21 protein-coding genes are annotated in these 21,102 nt (G+C 28.8%); 11 read left to right on the forward strand and 10 right to left on the reverse strand.

Annotation, left to right across the window (positions count from 1 at the left end; all coding sequences use genetic code 11):
* Positions 1 to 9 precede the first annotated feature (9 nt).
* Genes Q0049_RS06320 through Q0049_RS06330 form a run of 3 tightly spaced genes read left to right on the forward strand, consistent with a single transcriptional unit; the run spans position 10 to position 3,082 of the window.
* The gene (locus Q0049_RS06320; RefSeq protein ID WP_298117753.1) at positions 10 to 1,254 is read left to right on the forward strand and encodes an O-antigen ligase family protein; all 1,245 of its coding nucleotides are present in this window, start codon (positions 10 to 12) and stop codon (positions 1,252 to 1,254) included.
* The gene (locus Q0049_RS06325) at positions 1,248 to 1,925 is read left to right on the forward strand and encodes an acyltransferase (RefSeq protein ID WP_298117755.1); all 678 of its coding nucleotides are present in this window, start codon (positions 1,248 to 1,250) and stop codon (positions 1,923 to 1,925) included. Before Q0049_RS06320 ends, Q0049_RS06325 begins: the two co-directional genes overlap by 7 nt.
* Positions 1,925 to 3,082, forward strand: coding sequence for a glycosyltransferase family 4 protein (locus tag Q0049_RS06330; protein ID WP_298117757.1), 1,158 nt, complete (start codon positions 1,925 to 1,927; stop codon positions 3,080 to 3,082). The genes Q0049_RS06325 and Q0049_RS06330 overlap by 1 nt, the downstream gene beginning before the upstream one ends.
* On the opposite strand, the gene Q0049_RS06335 is transcribed toward Q0049_RS06330, so the two are convergent.
* Together Q0049_RS06335 and gmd are read right to left on the reverse strand one after the other, a co-directional pair.
* Positions 3,079 to 4,020 (reverse strand): GDP-L-fucose synthase, encoded by a 942-nt coding sequence (locus Q0049_RS06335; RefSeq protein ID WP_298117759.1) that lies wholly within the window; start codon positions 4,018 to 4,020, stop codon positions 3,079 to 3,081. The genes Q0049_RS06330 and Q0049_RS06335 overlap by 4 nt on opposite strands.
* A gap of 2 nt (positions 4,021 to 4,022) precedes the next feature.
* Positions 4,023 to 5,078 (reverse strand): GDP-mannose 4,6-dehydratase, encoded by a 1,056-nt coding sequence (gene gmd, locus Q0049_RS06340; RefSeq protein ID WP_298117761.1) that lies wholly within the window; start codon positions 5,076 to 5,078, stop codon positions 4,023 to 4,025.
* Between the two features lie 211 nt (positions 5,079 to 5,289).
* On the opposite strand from gmd, the gene Q0049_RS06345 reads away from it, so the two are divergent.
* The 4 genes from Q0049_RS06345 (at position 5,290) to Q0049_RS06360 (ending at position 10,029) form a co-directional block, all read left to right on the forward strand.
* Positions 5,290 to 6,396, forward strand: coding sequence for a DUF1972 domain-containing protein (locus Q0049_RS06345; protein ID WP_298117763.1), 1,107 nt, complete (start codon positions 5,290 to 5,292; stop codon positions 6,394 to 6,396).
* Positions 6,397 to 6,661: 265 nt separating this feature from the next.
* Entirely contained in the window at positions 6,662 to 7,675 is a 1,014-nt protein-coding gene (locus Q0049_RS06350; RefSeq protein WP_298117765.1) for an O-antigen ligase, read from the forward strand.
* Complete coding sequence (locus Q0049_RS06355) at positions 7,675 to 8,658, forward strand: UDP-glucuronic acid decarboxylase family protein (RefSeq protein ID WP_298117767.1); 984 nt, start codon at positions 7,675 to 7,677, stop codon at positions 8,656 to 8,658. Before Q0049_RS06350 ends, Q0049_RS06355 begins: the two co-directional genes overlap by 1 nt.
* Before the next feature lie 3 nt (positions 8,659 to 8,661).
* Entirely contained in the window at positions 8,662 to 10,029 is a 1,368-nt protein-coding gene (locus tag Q0049_RS06360; protein ID WP_298117769.1) for an undecaprenyl-phosphate glucose phosphotransferase, read from the forward strand.
* Here Q0049_RS06360 and Q0049_RS06365 read toward each other — a convergent pair.
* The 4 genes from Q0049_RS06365 to Q0049_RS06380 all read right to left on the reverse strand — a co-directional run bounded on the left by Q0049_RS06365 (position 10,026) and on the right by Q0049_RS06380 (position 14,364).
* Complete coding sequence (locus tag Q0049_RS06365; protein WP_298117771.1) at positions 10,026 to 11,219, reverse strand: glycosyltransferase family 4 protein; 1,194 nt, start codon at positions 11,217 to 11,219, stop codon at positions 10,026 to 10,028. The genes Q0049_RS06360 and Q0049_RS06365 overlap by 4 nt on opposite strands.
* 154 nt (positions 11,220 to 11,373) lie before the next feature.
* On the reverse strand, positions 11,374 to 12,471 hold the full coding sequence (gene wecB / locus Q0049_RS06370; RefSeq protein ID WP_298117773.1) for a non-hydrolyzing UDP-N-acetylglucosamine 2-epimerase: 1,098 nt from the start codon (positions 12,469 to 12,471) through the stop codon (positions 11,374 to 11,376).
* Positions 12,472 to 12,474: 3 nt separating this feature from the next.
* Positions 12,475 to 13,002, reverse strand: a complete 528-nt coding sequence (locus Q0049_RS06375) for an ORF6N domain-containing protein (RefSeq protein ID WP_298117775.1) — start codon at positions 13,000 to 13,002, stop codon at positions 12,475 to 12,477.
* 24 nt (positions 13,003 to 13,026) lie between these two features.
* Entirely contained in the window at positions 13,027 to 14,364 is a 1,338-nt protein-coding gene (locus Q0049_RS06380; RefSeq protein ID WP_298117776.1) for a phenylacetate--CoA ligase family protein, read from the reverse strand.
* A gap of 152 nt (positions 14,365 to 14,516) precedes the next feature.
* Between Q0049_RS06380 and purD the strand changes: the two genes are divergently transcribed.
* Positions 14,517 to 15,791, forward strand: coding sequence for a phosphoribosylamine--glycine ligase (gene purD / locus Q0049_RS06385; RefSeq protein WP_298117778.1), 1,275 nt, complete (start codon positions 14,517 to 14,519; stop codon positions 15,789 to 15,791).
* Here the strand turns inward: purD and Q0049_RS06390 are convergent.
* Positions 15,783 to 16,013, reverse strand: coding sequence for a uracil phosphoribosyltransferase (locus Q0049_RS06390; RefSeq protein ID WP_298117780.1), 231 nt, complete (start codon positions 16,011 to 16,013; stop codon positions 15,783 to 15,785). The genes purD and Q0049_RS06390 overlap by 9 nt on opposite strands.
* 48 nt (positions 16,014 to 16,061) lie before the next feature.
* On the opposite strand from Q0049_RS06390, the gene Q0049_RS06395 reads away from it, so the two are divergent.
* On the forward strand, positions 16,062 to 16,991 hold the full coding sequence (locus tag Q0049_RS06395; RefSeq protein ID WP_298117781.1) for a DUF6427 family protein: 930 nt from the start codon (positions 16,062 to 16,064) through the stop codon (positions 16,989 to 16,991).
* Here Q0049_RS06395 and upp read toward each other — a convergent pair.
* Positions 16,986 to 17,639, reverse strand: a complete 654-nt coding sequence (gene upp, locus Q0049_RS06400) for a uracil phosphoribosyltransferase (RefSeq protein ID WP_298117783.1) — start codon at positions 17,637 to 17,639, stop codon at positions 16,986 to 16,988. The two genes, Q0049_RS06395 and upp, sit on opposite strands and share 6 nt — an antisense overlap.
* 78 nt (positions 17,640 to 17,717) lie before the next feature.
* On the opposite strand from upp, the gene Q0049_RS06405 reads away from it, so the two are divergent.
* Both Q0049_RS06405 and Q0049_RS06410 read left to right on the forward strand, forming a co-directional pair.
* Positions 17,718 to 18,323, forward strand: coding sequence for a DUF4254 domain-containing protein (locus Q0049_RS06405; protein WP_298117785.1), 606 nt, complete (start codon positions 17,718 to 17,720; stop codon positions 18,321 to 18,323).
* Between the two features lie 138 nt (positions 18,324 to 18,461).
* The gene (locus Q0049_RS06410; RefSeq protein WP_298118775.1) at positions 18,462 to 19,466 is read left to right on the forward strand and encodes a glycosyltransferase family 9 protein; all 1,005 of its coding nucleotides are present in this window, start codon (positions 18,462 to 18,464) and stop codon (positions 19,464 to 19,466) included.
* Positions 19,467 to 19,581: 115 nt separating this feature from the next.
* Here the strand turns inward: Q0049_RS06410 and Q0049_RS06415 are convergent, their stop codons facing one another.
* Together Q0049_RS06415 and Q0049_RS06420 are read right to left on the reverse strand one after the other, a co-directional pair.
* Positions 19,582 to 19,890 (reverse strand): hypothetical protein, encoded by a 309-nt coding sequence (locus Q0049_RS06415; protein ID WP_298117787.1) that lies wholly within the window; start codon positions 19,888 to 19,890, stop codon positions 19,582 to 19,584.
* A 70-nt stretch (positions 19,891 to 19,960) separates the two neighbouring features.
* Positions 19,961 to 21,016, reverse strand: a complete 1,056-nt coding sequence (locus Q0049_RS06420) for a ferredoxin--NADP reductase (protein WP_298117789.1) — start codon at positions 21,014 to 21,016, stop codon at positions 19,961 to 19,963.
* Between the last annotated feature and the right edge of the window lie 86 nt (positions 21,017 to 21,102).

Genomic DNA, 21,102 nt, shown 5'->3' on the forward strand with positions numbered 1-21,102 from the left:
ACAAAATGTATGAAAATAAATGCAACAAAATTTTATACCCTACTTTTCATAATTATAGTTTTTTTACAGTTATACGTATATTCATTTCGTTTTAACATTTTCTTACAATTTATCATATTATCATTTTTTTTAATATTAGAAAAACCAAGAATTTCAACAAAATTTTTAAAATTTTTATCACCGGTTGTTTATATTTTCATAATTGGTTTTTTCGGAACATTATTATATAAATATAATTGGTACAATATCGTTAAAGATATTTTTCATTTTATAAAACCTGTTCTAGGTCTCTTAATAGGGTATTGTTTTTATCGAAAAATTAATAATTTTAAATTATTTGTACAAGCTATCGTTTTAACAGGGCTTGTTTCAGCATTAGTACATTTTGGATTAATTATATCAATATCAAACATTTCAACTGTTGCCGACATTAGACAACATGGTACAGATAATTTTATTGAATTAGTTGCTGTTTTATTTCTTTCTTTTTATAAAAAATTTGAAAATGAAAACTTATTTCAAAAAAGGGCAAATCATAGAATCTTGTTTTGGACTATATTAATTTCTAGTATACTTTATTTTTCAAGAACAATGATTGTAACAGGTTTTATATCTTTACTTTCAATTTATGGTTATACCGTAATAAAACCAAAAACGATTAAAATTGCATCGATTTTATTACTCTCAATTGTACTTTTATATACAGTTTTATTTTCTGTTAATATAAGACGAGATAAGGATGGAATTACTTCGTTTTTATATAAAATAAAAAATGCACCTGCGGAAGTTTTTAAAACAAAAATTGACAGAGAAGACCATACTGATTTATGGGATCATTGGAGAGGATATGAAGCAAAAAGGGCAATTGAACTTATAAAAGAAAACCCAGAAGGAATAGTTTTTGGTCTAGGTTATGGTTCTTTGGTAAATTTAAAATTTTTCGCACCTTTATCAGATGATGAAAAAGGGATGAAATACATTTCTGAACTTCATAATGGTTATGCATATATTTTATATAAAGTTGGGATAGTTGGTTTATTTTTGTACTTGTTTTTTTTAAACAAATTATATAAAAAGATATATCAAAACAAGAATTTTAAGAATGTATTTATTTCTGCATTTGGATTATCTTTGTTTGTCTCTACTCTTGTAACAGTAGGTATTAATAATAGTAATGAAATTTTAATGTTTATAGTTGGAGCACTATTATTTTTTAGTGAGAAAAATGATTTTAAAACCCAAGAAATATGCTAAAAACAATATTTCAAAAACTCCTTAACAAATCTGGTAAAAAATATGAAATTGATAGTAGAATACCTAATCTGCTAATTTTTTATACTCTTTCAACTAGATTTTTTATGTTAATAAGAGGATTTTTAAAAACAGGAAAAAAAGTATTTGTCGGAAATAATACAAAAATATATAATACAAGAAATATTGTTTTTGGTAAGAATATAACTATAGGTAAAGAATGTGAAATTGATGGATTTTCATATGAGAAAATAATATTAGGAGATTGTGTTAAAATTGGTTCATTTTCAACATTAACTTCAACAAGCCATTTCTCAAAATATGGAAAAGGATTAAAAATGGGCAATAATTCCGCTATTGGAGATTATACTCATTTTGGCGCTTCAGGAGGAATATCAATAGGAGACGATGTAATTATGGGTTCTTATATTAGTTTTCATTCAGAAAATCATAATTTTAATGATGTTACAAAATTAATAAGAGAACAAGGTGTAACTTCTAAGGGAATTATTTTAGGGAATAATATTTGGGTAGGAGCAAAGGTCACTTTTCTTGACGGAAGTAAAGTTGGTAATAATTGTGTTGTCGCAGCAGGAGCTGTTGTCAATAACATTTTTCCAGATAATGTTGTTATTGGAGGTGTTCCTGCAAAAATTTTAAAACATATTGAATAGTGAAAAATATACTTTTCATACATCAATCAGCTGAACTTTATGGTTCTGATAAAACATTACTTTTATTATTAAAGCATATTGATAAATCAAAGTTTAATCCAATTGTTATTTTACCATTTGAAGGACCTTTGAAAGTTGAATTAGAAAACAACAGAATAAAAGTTGTTATAGCTCCTGTTTTAAAATTATATAGAAAAATGTTTACCCCAAAAAATATTTTTCAGTTTTTCAAGGACATAAAAAAAAGTTTTAATGTAATTAATGATTTAAATGAGCAATATAACTTTGATTTAATTTACTCTAATACATTAGCTGTTTTATTAGGTGTTTTTTATGCTAAAAAAAGTGGTATAAAACATCTTTGGCATGTTCATGAGATTATTGAATCTCCTAAATTTTTTACAAAGATATTTTGTAAAATGTTATCATTAAACTCTAATTCTAAAATTGTTTACAATTCTATTGCAACAAAGAAATTTTGGGATGTGACCAAAAAAATTTCTTTAAAATCTGAAGTAGTTTGGAATGGTTTAGAGGTGAATCAAAACAATATTTCAAAAGAGGAAAAAGAAGATGTTAGAAAACTAATTTTCAAATGTAATTCTTCAGAAATAATTATTGCTTTAGTAGGAAGAATAAGTCGATGGAAAGGACAAAAAATACTTTTAAATTCCTTTAATGAAGTTTTAAAGACACATCAAAATATTAAACTCGCATTAATAGGTTCAACACCACCTAATCAAGAATTTTTTCTTTATGAACTTGAAAAGATTATTATTGAATTAAATATTTCAGATAAAGTCATTCATATTCCTTTTACAAAAGAAATTGCGAAAATTTGGCAATGCATAGACATTGCAGTTGTTCCATCAATAGAACCAGAACCATTTGGATTAGTAGCTGTAGAAGCAATGTTAGCAAAAAAACCTGTTATTGGTTCTAATCATGGTGGTTTAACAGAAATTATTTTAAATAACGAAACAGGGTTTTTAGTAAAGCCTAAAGATGAAATAGAGTTAGAAAACGCAATTTCAAAACTTATTGAAGATCCAAAATTAAGACAAGAATTTGGAGAAAACGGATACAATCGCGCTGTAGAAAACTTTTCGATTTCAAATTATGTATCTAGTTTCGAAAAAATATTTATAAATATTTAATTAAAACGATTAAAATTAGTTTCTTCTAACCACATAATTGTTTTTAAAATACCTTGTTTTACATCATTTTCATGTTTCCACCCTAGTTTATTAATTTTCGAAACATCCAATAGTTTACGTGGTGTCCCATCAGGCTTTGAACTATCGAAAACAAGATTTCCACTAAAACCAACAATTTCTTTAATTAAAATTGATAATTCTTTAATTGATAAATCCTCTCCAGTTCCAATATTAATTATTTCAGGACTATTGTAATTTTGCATCAAAAACAAACAAGCTTTTGCTAAATCATCAACATATAAAAATTCTCTTTTGGGCAAACCGCTTCCCCAAATAGTTACTGATTCAGAGTTATTATTTTTTGCTTCAATTACTTTTCTTAATAATGCAGGAAGAACATGAGAATTATTTAAATCAAAATTATCATTTATACCATATAAATTTGTAGGCATTGCAGAAATAAAGTTTGAACCATATTGTCTATTGTAAAACTTACACATTTCTATTCCTGAAATTTTAGCAACTGCATATGCTTCATTTGTTGGTTCTAAACTACCTGTTAACAAACTATCTTCATTGATAGGTTGTTGAGAAAATTTAGGATAAATACATGAACTTCCTAAAAACAGTAGTTTTTCAACCTTATTCAAATAAGATTGATGAATTACATTATTTTGAATCATCATATTGTCATATAAAAACTCAGCAGGATAAGTATTATTAGCATGAATTCCGCCAACTTTTGCAGCAACTAAAAAAACAAATTCTGGTTTATTTGTTTCAAAAAAACTTGAAACTTCAGCTTGATTTCTTAAGTCTAGTTCTTTTGAACTAGGAGTTAGTAAATTATTAAATCCATTCTTTTTTAATTCTCTAATTATAGCAGAACCAACCATTCCATTTGCTCCTGCAACAAATATTTTAGAATTATTATTCATAATTAATATTTTTTTACAAATTCTAAATCATGTTGCATCATGATTTTCACTAATTCTTCTAATGAAGTTTTATTTGGATTCCAACCAAGATTTTGTTTTGCTTTTGTTGGGTTTCCTAATAAAGTTTCTACTTCTGCTGGTCTATAATAATTTGAATCTACTTCTATTATAGTTTTACCTGTTTGTTTACAAATTCCTTTTTCATTTTCATCTTTTCCTTCCCAAATTATTTCAAATCCAGCTTCTTTAAAAGCCAACTCACAAAATGTTCTCACAGAATGTTGAATCCCTGTTGCAATTACATAGTCTTCGGGCTTTTCTTGTTGTAACATTAACCACATACACTCTACATAATCTTTAGCATAACCCCAATCCCTTAAAGAGTTTAAATTACCTAAATACAATTTTTCTTGTAAACCATGTTTAATTCTTGCTGCTGCAAGAGTAATCTTTCTAGTAACGAAGGTTTCTCCTCTCCTTTCAGATTCATGATTAAAAAGAATACCATTTACTGCAAAAATACCATACGACTCTCTGTAATTTTTTGTTATCCAAAAAGCATAAATCTTAGCAACACCATATGGACTTCTTGGGTAAAATGGTGTTGTTTCTGATTGAGGTATTTCTTGTACTTTCCCAAATAATTCAGAAGTTGAAGCTTGATATATTTTTGTTTTAGATTCTAGCTCACAAATTCTAACAGCTTCAAGAAGTCTCAAGGTTCCAATACCATCTGTCTCAGCTGTATATTCAGGTAATTCAAAAGAAACTTTTACATGCGATTGTGCTGCAAGATTATATATTTCATCTGGTTTTATTTGTTGAACTAATCGAATTAAATTTGTTGAATCTGTCATATCACCATAATGCAATTTAATTTTTTGCTTATTATGTAAATCTTTTATCAAAGATTCAATATATAGATGTTCAATCCTTTCAGTATTAAAAGTCGAACTACGTCTTATAATTCCATGAACTTCGTATCCTTTATCTAATAATAATTCGGCTAAGTATGATCCATCTTGGCCATTTATTCCTGTAATTAATGCAACTTTCATCTAAAAAATTTAATATTCACAAAGATAAAACTATAATTATACTAATAAACGTTTTTTAAAACAATTATTTTAATTAAAAAATAGAATAAACAAGACTAGGGCAATATCTTGAAACCCTAAATAGAATTAATTAAATTTGGAATTAATTATAAAAATAAGAAAAGTTGACAAATTTCTGTATTTTTGCAATCCTAAAACCAATTAAATCTCTATGAAAATTGCTATTCTCGGAACTAGAGGAATTCCAAACTATTATGGAGGTTTTGAACAATTTGCCGAATTTTTTTCGGTGTACCTTGTAGAAAAAGGGCATGAAGTATATTGCTATAATTCTCATAATCATAAGTTTCAAGAAAAAACTTTTCACGGCGTAAACATTATTCACCAACACGATCCTGAGTATAAATATGGAACTTTTGGGCAGTTTATTTATGATTACAATTGCATCATGGATTCTCGCAAAAGAGATTTTGATATTATTCTTCAGTTAGGTTATACAAGTAATTCAATATGGTTTTTTCTACTTCCAAAAAAACCAATCATTATAACAAATATGGATGGTTTAGAGTGGAAAAGGACTAAATATTCTAGACCAGTTCAACAATTTCTAAAATTTGCCGAGAGACTTGCCGCAATTTCAAGTGACTATTTAGTTTCAGATTCTCTTGGAATTGAAAAATTTTTAAAAGAAAAATATAATAAAAATTCAACATACATTGCTTACGGAGCATATCCTTTTGATTCGCCTAATGAAGATTTTCTAAAAGAATACAATGTTGAAAAGGAAAATTTCAACATGATTATGGCTCGTTTTGAGCCTGAAAATAATCTTGACATGGTTCTTGAAGGTGTTGCTCAATCAAACGATGAAACACCAATTTTGGTCATTGGAAAACACGAAACAAAATATGGTGAATATTTAAAAAATAAATTCAAAAATAAAGAAAACATTAGATTTTTAGGAGGTATTTATAACCTTGAACACCTAAATAATCTTCGGTATTTTTCAAAATTATATTTCCATGGTCACTCAGTAGGTGGAACAAACCCATCTCTTTTAGAAGCTATGGCTTCACAAGCATTAGTTATTGCTCATAATAACGATTTCAATAAAGGAATTTTAAAAGAAAACGGCATCTATTTTTCTAATCCTTCAGAAGTGAAAAATATTTTAGAATCTGTCAAAAAAATTGATAACTTGCAAAAGGTTCAAAACAACTATCAAGCAATAATTAAAGATTTTAATTGGGAGAAAATAAATGGTCAATATTTACAACTTTTCGAAGAGTGTTTTTCAAGACATAAAACAAGAAAGTAAAAATAATATTTCTTTTCTTTTCGTTCTATTATTGCTTGTAACAATTCCTCTGCCATTTGCAGTAAACAACATTGCTTTAGGACTTTTAATTATCTCAGTTTTTGTTAATTTTAGAAAAACAGAATTTAATCAAAAACAGATTTTGTTACTACCAATAATGATGTTTTTATTAATGGCAGTTTCATATTTTTGGAGCATTAATAAACAAGAAACCCTCAGTGCTATTCCAAAAGAAATTGTTCTATTGTTACTACCACTTGTGTTTATGAAAATTCAAATTTCAAAATCACAAAAAGATAAACTATTAAAATATTATAGTTATTCAATGGTTATTCTTGTTGTTGTTTTTCTTTTAAGAGCAATTATTAGATACGCAATCAATCAAGACAGCCGCGCTTTTTTCTATCATGGAGAAGATTATAATGATTTCGGTTTGGTGCCAAAATTATTAAATGCAATTCATGTTTCTGTTTTTGTTGCACTAGCATTTTTTTATTTTTTTACAAAAGAAATCAAATCTAAAATTGATATAATTCTTTCTTTTCTTTTAGCAGCATTCATTGTTTTATTGTCTTCAAAAAATGTAATTTTAGTTTTTATATTTTTGATTTTAATCTATTATTTCTACTATTCAAAAGCATCTCATAAAATGAGATTAAGAAATCTTATAATTTTTGGAGGAATTATTGTAATTGGACTTTCTTTTGGCAAGATTAAGCAACGTTTTCAAGAGGAGTTTAGAAATAATGCACCAAATAGTTTAAGTCCAAATGTTACGTCAACACTAGAGAATGGAGTTCACAATATTAGTATTTATGAAGCTTGGAACAATGAAACATTTTCTCCAAATGACTTTTTTCCTGGAACGGCTTTTCGTGTATATCAAGCAAGAGTTTTCTTTGAACTTCTAAAAGAAGAACCAATTTTTTTAAATGGTTTTGGATTAAATGCATCAACAGAAAAACTTATAGAAAAAGAAAAAAAATATAACTTATATAATGGTTACGGAACTTTTAATTTTCACAATCAATATATTCAGAATTTTGCAGAAATTGGTGTAGTTGGATTTCTACTTTTAGTAATAATGCTTTTTATATCTCTAAAAAATGCAATAAATAACAAAGATTTTATACATTTTTCTTTTACAATTCTAATGATAAGTTTATTTTTGACAGAATCTTTTCTTTGGAGACAAAGAGGCGTTGTCTTTTTTACCTTATTGTTTTGTATTTTCAATTCAATAAATCACAAAGAAATATCTAACACAGAAACAAAATAATGAAAAGAATATTAATAACAGGTGCTGCGGGTTTTTTAGGTTCACATCTTTGTGATCGTTTTATAAAAGAGGGATATTTTGTAATTGGAATGGACAATCTCATAACAGGAGATTTAAAAAATATCGAACATTTATTCAAACTTGAAAATTTTGAGTTTTATCATCATGATGTTACAAAATTTGTTCATATTCCAGGAAAGTTAGATTATATTTTACATTTTGCTTCTCCAGCATCACCAATTGATTATCTGAAAATTCCTATTCAAACACTTAAAGTTGGTTCTTTAGGAACTCATAATCTTCTTGGTCTTGCAAGAGTAAAAAAAGCAAGAATTTTAATTGCATCAACATCAGAAATTTATGGTGATCCATTAGTTCATCCACAAACCGAAGAATATTATGGAAATGTAAACACTATTGGTCCACGAGGTGTTTATGACGAGGCAAAACGCTTTCAAGAATCAATAACAATGGCTTACCACACATTTCATGGTGTAGAAACAAGAATTGTTAGAATTTTTAATACTTACGGACCAAGAATGCGATTAAATGATGGACGTGTAATTCCGGCTTTTATAGGTCAAGCACTTCGTGGTGAGGACCTAACTATTTTTGGAGATGGAAGTCAAACACGCTCTTTCTGCTATGTTACTGATCAAGTTGAAGGAATTTTTAGATTACTACATTCTGACTATATTTATCCTGTGAATATTGGAAATCCTGATGAGATTACGATCAAAGATTTCGCCGATGAAATTATAAAACTTACTGGAACGAATCAAAAAGTAGTTTATCATCCGTTACCAATTAACGATCCTTTACAAAGACAACCAGACACTACTAAAGCCAAAGAAATTCTTGGTTGGGAAGCAAAAGTTAATAGAGAGGAAGGAATGAAATTGACTTATGATTATTTCAAATCTCTTTCATCTGAAGAGTTATTAAAAGAAGAGCACAAAGATTTCAAAGGATACATCCATTAATATATGGTTGCACAACAAACAGGTAGATATTCTAAATATATTAGACCCATAAGCATCATTCTTGATCTTTTGGTCATTACTTTTTTAAGTTTATTTTTCTTTAGAAATTTAAAACTTGATATGGTTTATTATATTGCATATCAAACTGTTGCTTGGGTTTTTATTGCTTTTTTGGTAAAGTTTTATGAAGTATATAGATTTACAACACCAGTTGAAATTATTACTAAATTAATTAAACAAGCGTCATTATTCCTTTTAGTTGTTATTGCTTTCTTTCCTTTTGTTAAAACAGCAATATTTAGTGGAAAAGCTATAGCACTTTTTATGTCTGTTAGTTTTTTAATAATAATTTCTTTAAAATATTTTTTCTTTTATTATCTTAAAAGGTATAGAATTACTACTAAAAATAATTTCAGAAATGCCGTAATTATTGGATACACACCTGAAGCTATTCGATTAAAAGAAGTTTTCGAAAACAGACAAGATTATGGATATCGTTTTCAAGGATTTTTTTCTGATAAAAAACAAAATGCCGAAGTTAAAGGGAAAATAGAAGATTTGAAGAAATTTGCGATAGATCAAAATATTGATGAAATCTATTGTTCTTTAAACGAAATTTCAAATGAAAAATTAAAGGATTTGGTTGAGTTCGCAGACGATAATAACAAGGCAATAAAGTTCATACCTGATACAAAAGAGATTTTTTCTAAAAACATGCGTATAGATTATTATGAGCTTTTTCCTGTTTTATCACTTCAAAAAACACAACTTCATAACCCAACAATAAAGGCAATAAAAAGAGCTTTTGATTTTATTTTTTCATTATTTATAATTGTTTTTATTCTTTCATGGCTAATACCAATAGTTGCTTTATTGATAAAACTTGAATCTAAAGGCCCAATTTTCTTTAAACAAGGAAGACCAGGAATTGATGAAAATGAATTCTTTTGCTATAAGTTTCGTTCGATGCAAGTTAATCAAACTACTGAAAAAGAAGCTTCTAAAAATGACCCAAGAGTTACAAAAATGGGAAGATTTATGCGTAAAACGAGTATTGATGAATTACCACAATTTTTCAATGTCTTACTTGGAGACATGTCAGTTGTTGGACCAAGACCTCACTTGTGGTCACAAAATAAATCGTATGCTAGTAAAGTAAAAAAATACATGGTTCGTCATTATGTAAAACCAGGAATTACAGGACTTGCTCAAGTAAAAGGATATCGTGGTGAAATAGAAACCGATGAAGACATGATAAACCGAATCAAATTTGATGTTTTCTACATTGAAAATTGGTCTTTAGTTATGGATATAAAAATTATCATTCAAACAGTTGTAAATATTTTTAAAGGAGAAGATAAAGCTTACTAAAACACATCCTCATTAATAAGTGACTTCATTTGAAGATCTAAATTAAAATTGATTTGAGATTCCCTGAAAATTCTTTCTTTCATTCCAAATAATTCCAATTTACTCGTTTTTGAAATTAATTGTATTTTGTTATTTAATTCAGTATAATCTTCAACAGAAGCAACCCAACCCATTTTGTTTTCCTCTACAATACTTTCTCCTTCACCACCACCAAAGTATAAAATAGGAAATCCAAGTGCTCCATATTCAAAAATTTTAGAAGGAACTGAACCATAAATTCTTGTTTTTAATGGTACGATAGCAATGTCAAATGTTTTTAAAGTTTCATGCAAATCTTTACGTTCCATCATGCCGTGAAAGAATATTTTATGTTGTTTTTTAGACGAAATTAATGCTTCTATTTCACTTTTTTCTGCTCCATCACCAAATATGTGTAATTCTATTTTGTCATTCTCCAAGGAATTAAAATCTATTTTTTCACACAATTCTAAAACACCTTGAGCAATTCCTAAAAGACCAGCATAAAATATTTTTATTGGTTGATTCTCTTCAAATTTCAAATCAAAATTTTCAACTTTATGGTCAGGAAAATTTCTGTATAAATAGCATTTTTTATTCGGAAATAAAGATTTTACATGAGTTATAATTTCATTTGATTGACCAATTATTAATGTTGATTTTTTATAGATAAATCGTTCTAAAAACAAAGAGAATTTATGAGAAAGTGAACCCTTTTTTAATGCCTTCAATTCAATTGCAGCTAATGGCCAAAGGTCTGAAATATTTAAAATAATCTTTTTATTTTTTAACGATAGTACAAAAATTGAAATAAAAGAAAGTAATAATGGTGGCGATTGAACTACAACTTTTTTAGGCGTTTTTTTAAACAATAAATAAAAAAATAAACTCATCGAAAAAGACAAAACAGAGAGTATTCTGACAATCAAATTTTTACTAACACTAGGGTAAATCCAAAGACGTTTTACAATTATATTATCCCGATTTTCAGTCACCGAAAATTTGCCTTTATATTCAGGAAACAATTCTCCTTTTGGGTAATTTCCAAGCGGACAAAGAACAGAAACTTTATAATTATTTTGATGCAATTTCAACGCTAACTGCTCAATTCTATTAGCAGCAGCGCCTTTTTCTGGCGGATAATAATTAGATATGATTAGGATTTCTTTCATTTTTTTCACACGAATTTCACAAATTTACACGAATTCTAAATATTTATATTTACACGAATATTGATTCCATTTTATCATTTTTGTTGCTTTAATTTTCAAATGAATTTTACGAAACCTCATGAATTTGTGAAATTTGAAGCAGTCAATATTCGTGCTAATTCGTGAAATTTGTGTCTAATAAAACAGCAATAATTCGTTCCGATGCTTTCCCGTCCCAAAGTTCAGGAATTCCAGCTTTTCTTGCACCATTTTGAAGAAATTCTCCAAATAAATTCTCTAGTTTTTCAATAGAAATTCCAACTAAATTATTTGTTCCAATTTCAATTGTTTCTGGTCTTTCCGTTGTGGTTCGCATGGTAAAGCAAGGAATTCCTAAAACCGTAGTTTCTTCAGAAATTCCACCAGAATCAGTAATTACAGCAAAGCTATTTTTTATTAAATACATAAAATTCAAATAGCCTTGAGGTTCTACAAATAATATGTTTTTTAAATTCAAATTAGTTTTCCCCAAAATTGCCTTAGTTCGCGGATGAATAGGAAAGATTATTTTTTTATCACCAACCATTTTATCAATGCCTTTCAATAAATCAATTAACGATTTTTCTTCATCAACATTGGATGGACGATGTAAAGTTAAGATGATATAATTTTTAGTTTCTAAACCAAATTCATCCCAAAAACTCGGAGCTGAAATTCTATCTAAATTTTGATATAATGTATCAATCATCACATTTCCAACAAAATGAACATTATTTGAATCAACACCATTTTTCAATAAATTTTCAGACGCAGATGTTGAAGTTGTAAAGAAATAATCGGTAATACTATCAGTTACAATTCTATTGATTTCTTCGGGCATAGTCATGTCTCCAGAACGAATTCCAGCTTCAACATGAGCTACTTTTATATTCATTTTCTTTGCTACAATGGCACAAGCCATAGTCGAATTAACATCACCAACAACCAAAACTAAATCACATGGATTTTGAAGTAATTCCTTTTCAAAAGCAATCATTATTGCTGCTGTTTGCTCTGCTTGCGAACCACTTTTTACTTCTAAGTTAGCATTTGGATGTGGAATATTCAATTCCTCAAAAAAAGTATCACTCAGGTTTTTATCATAATGCTGACCTGTGTGAACTAATCTATAAGAAATTTTTTTTCCTTCAGATAGCTTTTTTTCAATCGCTTTAATGATGGGTGCGATTTTAATAAAATTTGGTCTTGCACCTGCAATTATGGTTATTTTCATAATTTATTTTTTGTAACCAATTTTTGTTCTTGGTTTTTCATCTTCTTTTTTCTCTGTCAATTCATCCAAATAACTAAAAACCAATTCAATATTTTTATCGTGATTTTCAAGTTTTTTCTGAATTTGCATAATATCAATTTTCAAATCAGTTGTATCTAAAAGCATTTGACGCACTTTTGTAAATATCCTCATAATTTGAATATTGGTTTGAATAGCTTTATCACTATTTAAAACACTTGATAACATTAAAACGCCGTGTTCAGTAAAAGCCATTGGAACATAACGTAAACCCATTTTATCTGAATTGGAGGTCGCAAATTGCGACCTCCAATTTGCAAATTCATCCTTTGTTAATTCAAACATAAAATCTTCAGGAAATCTTGAAATATTTCGTTTAACTTGTTCTTTTAATCTTTTAGTTTCAATCCCATAAAGCATCGCTAAATCTCTGTCTAACATCACTTTTTGATTTCTAATAAAGTAAATTTTATCTGAAATCGTTTCTTCTGAAATAATTAAATTTTGGCTCATATAGTTATTTTAATGGTTTATATTTTATTTCATCATCGAAACAAATTGCTTCAATTTTCCGCTTTTACTTCTCGTTAATTTTTCTTTTCGGATAAAGCTAAAGTTTAAACCACTTTCTAAATAAGCAGTAATTGCTTTTTCAATATCACGAATTTGAATTTCAGTTAATGCATTTTTACTTACATATTCCACTTCAAAAGTATCGATTTTTGTTTGTTTAATAACAAATTCTTTTACATTTCCGTCGTCTTCAATAATACTTTTGGTTACATAGTAAAATGTCAATCCAGGCGATTTTTTTCCGCTTGGAAGAATAGCAATATCGTTAGTTCTGCCAATTAATTTTTTCAGAATTGGTTTTTTAAACGTGCTTTTTTCGTCAAGAATTCCAACATCACCAATATCATATCTAATAAATGGATGTGCTTTATTATATAAGGAAGTAATCACAATTCGACCTTCTTTTCCGTTGGGTAGAACGTTATTATTTTCATCTAATATTTCAACAAATAAAGTTTCAGAATTTACTTGCCATTCATCTTTTGTCCCGACATTTCGGGATTGAAAAGCAATTAAATCCAGCTCGGAAGCACCATATTCATTGACAATTGGAACTCCAAATTGTTTTTCCATCAAAATTTTATCTTCTTCAAATAACATTTCGGAAGTAACAACACAACATTTTAACGATGGACAAACTGAAGTTAAAACAATGTTTTTCTTTTGAAGGAATTTGGCAAATAAAACTATAGAAGATGTATAACCGTTGATATAATCAAATTTCTTACTTTGAAATTTAAGTAGTACTCTTTCAAGAACTTCATCAGATAAATCAAAGATGGTGAATCGGTAACTATTTTTAAAAAAGTCTTTTAATCGTTCTTTTTTATTTCCAATAAAATCAAGTGGAATTCCATAAAACCGTGCTTGTTTAGATGTATTAAAATCAATTCCAAACCATCCAAATCGGTTAATAATATTTGCCCAAGTCAAGGCATGACAAAATTTATCTTTAGCAAAAATAAATGGATCGCCACTCGAACCAGAAGTTTTATTGACGTAAACATTTTTAATTGTAAATCCATTTGAAAGTCTCTCAGATAAAGGTTTCTGAAAATCCTTTTTGGTCATAATTGGAAGTTCATTCCATCCAGAAGATTCTGGATTGGAATTTGATTTTCCAACAAATTCTTGATAGGATTTATTGTTTTTTAAATGATAGTCAACAATTTCCTTTCGTTTTAAATGTATGTAATTTTCATAATCAGCATCAGAAACGGCTTGAATTTTTTCAAATTCAGTAGTTGCTTCCTTCATTGGAAAACCATTTAACTTGAGCGATAAATTGAAAAGATGGAACACAAAAATCTATTTTGCTCAAAAATACTAAAAACAAAAACTTTTCTATCAATTAGCTTTAAATTCTTTTGAAAACAAACTATTTTTGCACAACAATTTACCCTAAGCTAGTTTATACTGAGTATATCGAAGTAAAGGGCACAACACAACACACAATGACAATTTTACTACTTGGTTCTGGCGGAAGAGAGCACGCACTTGCATGGAAAATGTTACAATCTGACAAATGTTCTAAACTTTTTGTAGCGCCAGGAAATGCTGGAACTTCTCAAATTGCAACGAATGTTTCTTTAAATATTTTAGATTTTGAAGCGATAAAAATATTTGCTTTAGCTGAAAAAGTAGATATGGTTGTTGTTGGTCCAGAAGATCCATTGGTTCACGGAATTTATGATTTTTTCAAAAACGATTCGCAACTAAATCATATACCTGTTATTGGTCCATCAAAAGTTGGTGCGCAATTAGAAGGAAGTAAAGAATTTGCTAAAGAATTTCTTATAAAACATAAAATTCCAACAGCAGCTTATGATAGTTTTACAAAAGAAACTGTTGAAAAAGGTTGCAAATTTTTAGAAACGTTACAACCACCATATGTTTTAAAAGCAGACGGTTTGGCTGCTGGAAAAGGCGTTTTAATTATTCAAGATTTAGAAGAAGCTAAAGCGGAATTAAGAAATATGTTGGTTCATGAAAAATTCGGTTCAGCAAGCGCAAAAGTAGTTATTGAAGAATTCCTTGATGGAATTGAACTAAGTTGTTTCGTTTTAACCGACGGAAAAAACTACAAAATTCTTCCAACGGCTAAAGATTATAAAAGAATAGGTGAAGGTGATACGGGTTTAAATACTGGCGGAATGGGAGCAGTTTCTCCAGTTCCATTTGCAGATGAAGTTTTGTTGGAAAAAATTGAAACTCGAATTGTAAAACCAACAATTGCTGGTTTGCAAAGCGACGGAATTGAATATAAAGGTTTCGTTTTTATTGGATTGATAAACGTAAAAGGCGAACCAATTGTTATAGAATACAACGTTAGAATGGGCGATCCTGAAACGGAAGTTGTAATTCCAAGATTGAAAAGTGATTTGGTAGAACTTTTTCAAGCGGTTGGAAATCAAACATTAGATCAAGTTTCTTTAGAAGTTGACGAAAGAAGCGCCACAACAATCATGGTAGTCTCTGGAGGTTATCCTGAAGATTATGGTAAAGGTTTTGAAATTTCGGGCATAGAAAAAATTGAAGATTCTGTTGTTTTCCACGCTGGTACAAAATTAGAAAACGGAAAAGTAGTTACTAATGGCGGTCGTGTTATTGCTATTACGTCATTTGGCGAAAGCTTTCAAGAAGCCATAAAAAAATCTTATCAAAACATAGACAAGCTACATTTTGATAAGATGTATTTTAGAAAAGATATCGGTTTCGACTTACTTTAAGAAAGAGTGAGCCGTTGTATCTTGGTTTTCAGTTCCTGCTTCGTCGAAAATACGTAATTGTTTAATCCAATAAACCATATAATAAGCACAAATTCCCATTAGAATCCAACTTACACTATTAGCTAACCACCAATTATCTAATTCTAATGCACGTAACCAATCAAGAGGTTTAAATAAAAAATCTACAAAAAGAGACTGTATTGCTTCGAAAAATGCTTTCATTTTTAAACAAGTGTTATATTTACATCCACAAAAGTATAAAATATCTTTATGATAACAAGCGTTTTTAAAAAATCTACACCAATAAATTACACATTAGTAGTAATTGCCGTCTTGTGCTTTTTTTTAATTTACCAATTTAAGCAACCAAATTGGACAGATTCCTTATTTACTATTGCGCAAAAAACAGGTTTGTTAGTGATTATTGTGGCTTCTTTTTTTCTAACAAATTTTATTGCAAAAAAGAATGCATTGACTAAAGATAGTTCATATTCATTGCTTTTTTTCTTATTAATGCTTTGTTTTTTTCCTTCAGTTTGGGATAACTATAACTTAATAATCTCAAACTTTTTTATTTTACTTGCATCAAGAAGACTGGTTTCATTACAAACATTGAAAGCTCCAAAAGAGAAAATATTTGATGCCTCTCTTTGGATTTTTATTGCTTCCCTTTTTCATTTTTGGGCAATACTTTTTATTTTATTGGTTTACATTTCAATAATTTTTCACGTTTCAAGAGATTACAGAAATTGGTTAATTCCTTTTGTTTCCTTTTTTTTCACCTCAATTGTATTTGTTTTTTATTCGTTGTTGATAGATAAAACAGCAATTGATTATTATTTGAGTGAGCAAGTAATCAACACGGGTATTGATTATTTTCAAAATGATTTTCAGAATATTGCCTTATCTATTTTTGTGGTTTTTGTAGTATTTTTTGGTTTTTCTTCTGTTTTTACATTGACAAGCAAACCATTAAATATGCAGGCTTCTTACAAGAAAATTATATTTTCACTTTTAATTGGTGGGGTAATTTATTTTATCTCTCCAAATAAAAATAATGATGTTTTAATTTTTACTTTTTTCTCTTTAGCAATAATGGCTACTAATTTTATTGAGAATTCACAAAATAAAATTCAGCAAGAAATTGTTCTTGCTGTTTCAATTATTTTAAGTTTTTTCTGTTTCTTTTCGCAGTTATAATTTACTTCCGTAAGCTAAATCTCCAGCGTCTCCAAGTCCAGGAATGATGTAGTTTTTTTCATTTAGTTTTTCATCTAAAGCTGCAACCCACAAATGACAATTATTAGGAAGATTTTCTTCAAGATAAGCGATGCCTTCTGGCGCAGCAATAACAACTGCAAGGTGAATTTCTTTTGGTTTTTGTTCTAAATGGAGTTTGTTTAAAACAGCAACTATCGATTGACCTGTTGCTAACATAGGATCAATTAGAATTAAGTTTTTATTTTCAAACGATGGTGCTGCTTGATATTCAACCAAAATTTCAAAAGAATCATCATTGTTTGGATGATGTCTGTAAGCAGAGACAAATCCGTTTTCGGCATTGTCAAAAATATTCATAAATCCTTGATGCAAAGCTAATCCTGCTCGAAGAATAGAACATAAAACGACATTATCTGCAATAGTTGTTGTGTGTTTTATACCAAGTGGAGTTTGAACATCAATAGCTTTATACTCTAACGTTTTACTCAATTCATACGCCATAATTTCTCCAATACGTTCGATGTTTTTTCTAAAACGCATACTATCTTTTTGAATGTTGACATCACGAATTTCTGCCAAAAAATGATTAAGAATACTATTATTTTCAGAGATGTAATGAATTTGCATGATAATGAATTAAAGTTTCAATTTTAAAGTTTCAAGTCAAAAGTATAAAAACTATATTTGTAAAAAAATTATAATAGTATGTTTTCAAAATTTGCCTATTCTATATTTGAACAAAGTATCAAGGATTATCACGTTTACGACAATGTAAACCAACCTATTAACAATCCCTATCCAAAGGATAAGATAGAGCATTTATTATATTTTAAAAATTGGATTGACACGGTTCAATGGCATTATGAAGACATTATTCGTGATCCAAATATCGATCCTGTAGCGGCATTAACTTTGAAAAGAAAAATCGACGCTTCTAATCAAGAACGTACCGATATGGTAGAATATATTGATAGTTATTTTCTTCAAAAATATGCTCATGTTGAGGTAAAACCAACAGCTAAAATCAATTCAGAATCACCAGCTTGGACAATTGACAGATTGTCTATTTTGGCTTTGAAAATTTATCACATGAATGAAGAGGCAACTCGTGCAGAAGCTTCACAAGAACACAGAGATAAATGTCAAGAGAAATTAAACGTACTTCTTGAACAAAGAACCGATTTATCAACTGCTATCGACGATTTATTAACGGATATTGAAAGTGGTGATAAATTCATGAAAGTGTACAAACAAATGAAAATGTACAACGACGATGATTTGAATCCTGTTTTATATCAGAATAAAAAGTAAGCTAACCTATATTTGAACCATTAAGGTATTAAGTTGCATTAAGTTTTTTCTTAATTTTTCTTAATACCTTAATGATTTAAAAAAATATATTAATTGTCACACAAACTTGAACATATCGCCGTCATTCGTCTCTCAGCAATGGGCGATGTTGCTATGACAGTTCCTGTTATTAGAGCTTTTGTGGAACAAAATAAAAATGTAAAAATCACTATAGTTTCTCGTCCGTTTTTCAAACCTTTTTTTGATGGAATCGACAATGTAAACTTTTTTGCAGTAGATGTAAAAGAACGTCACAAAGGTTTCGTTGGATTATTGAAATTATATTCTGATTTGAAACAATTGAATATCGATGCCATTGCCGATTTACACAATGTTTTACGTTCTAAAGTGATCAGAGCGCTATTTGCCTTGAGCGGGAAAAAAGTAGCATTTACAGATAAAGGAAGAAAAGAGAAGAAGCAACTTACTCGATCTGAAAACAAGATTTTCAAACCTTTAAAATCTATGTTTGAAAGACACGTTAATACGTTTTCTAAACTTGGTTTTTCTATTGATTTATCGTCGACTAATTTCCCTAAAAAAGCTATTTTATCAAATGAGATTGTAACGATTTCAGAAGAAAAACAAAATTCAAGTTGGATAGGAATTGCACCTTTTGCTCAATACGAGTCGAAAGTGTATCCAAAGGATTTAATGCAACAAGTAATCGATGAATTGGCATTAAATAATAACAATAAAATCTTTCTTTTTGGTGGAGGAAACAAAGAAATTGAAATATTAAATCAATTTGCTTCAAATAAAAATAATGTAATTGTTGTAGCTGGAAAACTAAACTTGCAACAAGAATTACAACTCATTTCAAATCTAGATGTAATGCTTTCTATGGATTCTGGAAATGCCCATATTGCTGCAATGTTGGGCATAAAAGTGATCACGCTTTGGGGCGCAACACATCCGTATGCGGGATTTTCCCCGTTTAATCAACCTTTAGAAAATTGTTTGGTTTCGGATAGAAATCAATTTCCATTATTACCAACTTCGGTTTATGGAAATAAAAAAATTGCTGGTTATGAAGATGTGATGCGAAGTATTTCTGTTGAAAAAGTAGTTTTCAGTATTCAGTCGCAGTTGGCAGAAGAATAATTTTTCACACGAATTTCACCAATTCACACAAATTCTTAATAGTTAATTATTTCAAGAATTTATTTTTGTTGGAATTTTTAATTCGTGAAAATTCGTGCAATTCGTGTCAACTTTTTCACAAATAAATCTGATTATCTCTACAAATCTCTAAAATATAGCTTTTTAAATTAGAAATAGTTGCTTGATAATTTGGAGCTTCGTAGCCAAAACGCTCGTGTTCCATTTGTTCTTTTTCGATAGCGTTGCAACCTTTTACAACTTCCTTAATCATATCGAGCAAGATTAATTCTTTGTTTTTATTTTTCTCAAATTTGAAATCAACCAACTCGTCTTCTAACTTTTCACAATATTCTAAAAGCTCTTGAACTTCTGGTTCGTCCAAAAGATCTTGAGCTTTTTTAAATATTTCGAGTTTGTTTTTCAAAGTTTGATTCTATAAAAATTTAACACAATCTACGTAACTGAACACTGAAAACTGAACACTGCTAACGGAATTACACATCATCAAAGTCAACAAATATTTCACTACTTGTTGGATGTGCTTGACAAGTTAAAATTAATCCATCGGCAACTTCTTTATCAGTCAAAATGGAGTTCTTTTTCATTTCTGCTGTTCCTTTTGAAATTCGTGCTAAACAACTGCTACAAATTCCTCCTTGGCAAGAATAAGGTGCGTCGATACCTTGTTTTAAAGCAGCTTCTAGCAAAGTTTGCTTCTGACTCATTTCAAATGTTGCTTCATCGCCATCAACTAAAACCGTGATTTTTGTGTGACCATTTTCTGATGTAATAATTTCTTTTTCTTCTGAGGTTGAGGTTGAAAACAATTCAAATTTGATGTTTTTATCAGCAACATTATGTTCTTTTAAAACATTGGAAACCAAATTAATCATTTCTTCTGGACCACATAAATAGAATTTTGAGAATTCTTTTTCTTTATGTTTATTGTTCAAAACAAAGTTTACATTGGCTTTGTCAATTCTGCCAAAAAGTTCGTTTTCAACCTTAATTTGCGTGTAAGCATAATGTACAAAAAGTCTTCCAACATATTGTTGTTGCAAATCGTGCAATTCTTGATGAAATATCGTTTCGACGTTATTTTTATTTCCGTAAACCAACACAAAAGTGCTGTCTTTCTCGTTGTGTAAAACCGATTTTAGAATTGACATCACTGGTGTAATTCCACTTCCGGCTACGAAAGCTGCATAGTTTCTTTGTCTGTCAATTTGCGGTTCGAAAGTAAATTTACCTTCGGGTTGCCCCACTTCAATAATATCGCCAACTTTCAAGTTTTCGTTTGCAAATTTTGAAAAATGCCCATTTTTAACCGATTTGATAGCGATACGCAATTCACCACTTTCTGGCGAAGAACATATTGAATAAGCACGACGTATTTCTTGTCCGTCAAGTGTAAGTTTTAAATTAATATATTGACCTGCAATAAATTGATAAGCTGATTGTAATTCAGATGGAACATTAAAAACTACAGAAACTGCATTAGGAGTTTCACGTTTTACTTCTTTAATATGTAATTTATAGAATTGTGACATGATGTTTAATAATTTTTACAAATGTAATAAATAGCAATTATTTACTTTTATTTAAAGTTTGAAAATGTTTGTAACAAATTTTTATA

The sequence above is a fragment of the Flavobacterium sp. genome, assembly GCF_027484205.1.
Lineage (GTDB): Bacteria > Bacteroidota > Bacteroidia > Flavobacteriales > Flavobacteriaceae > Flavobacterium.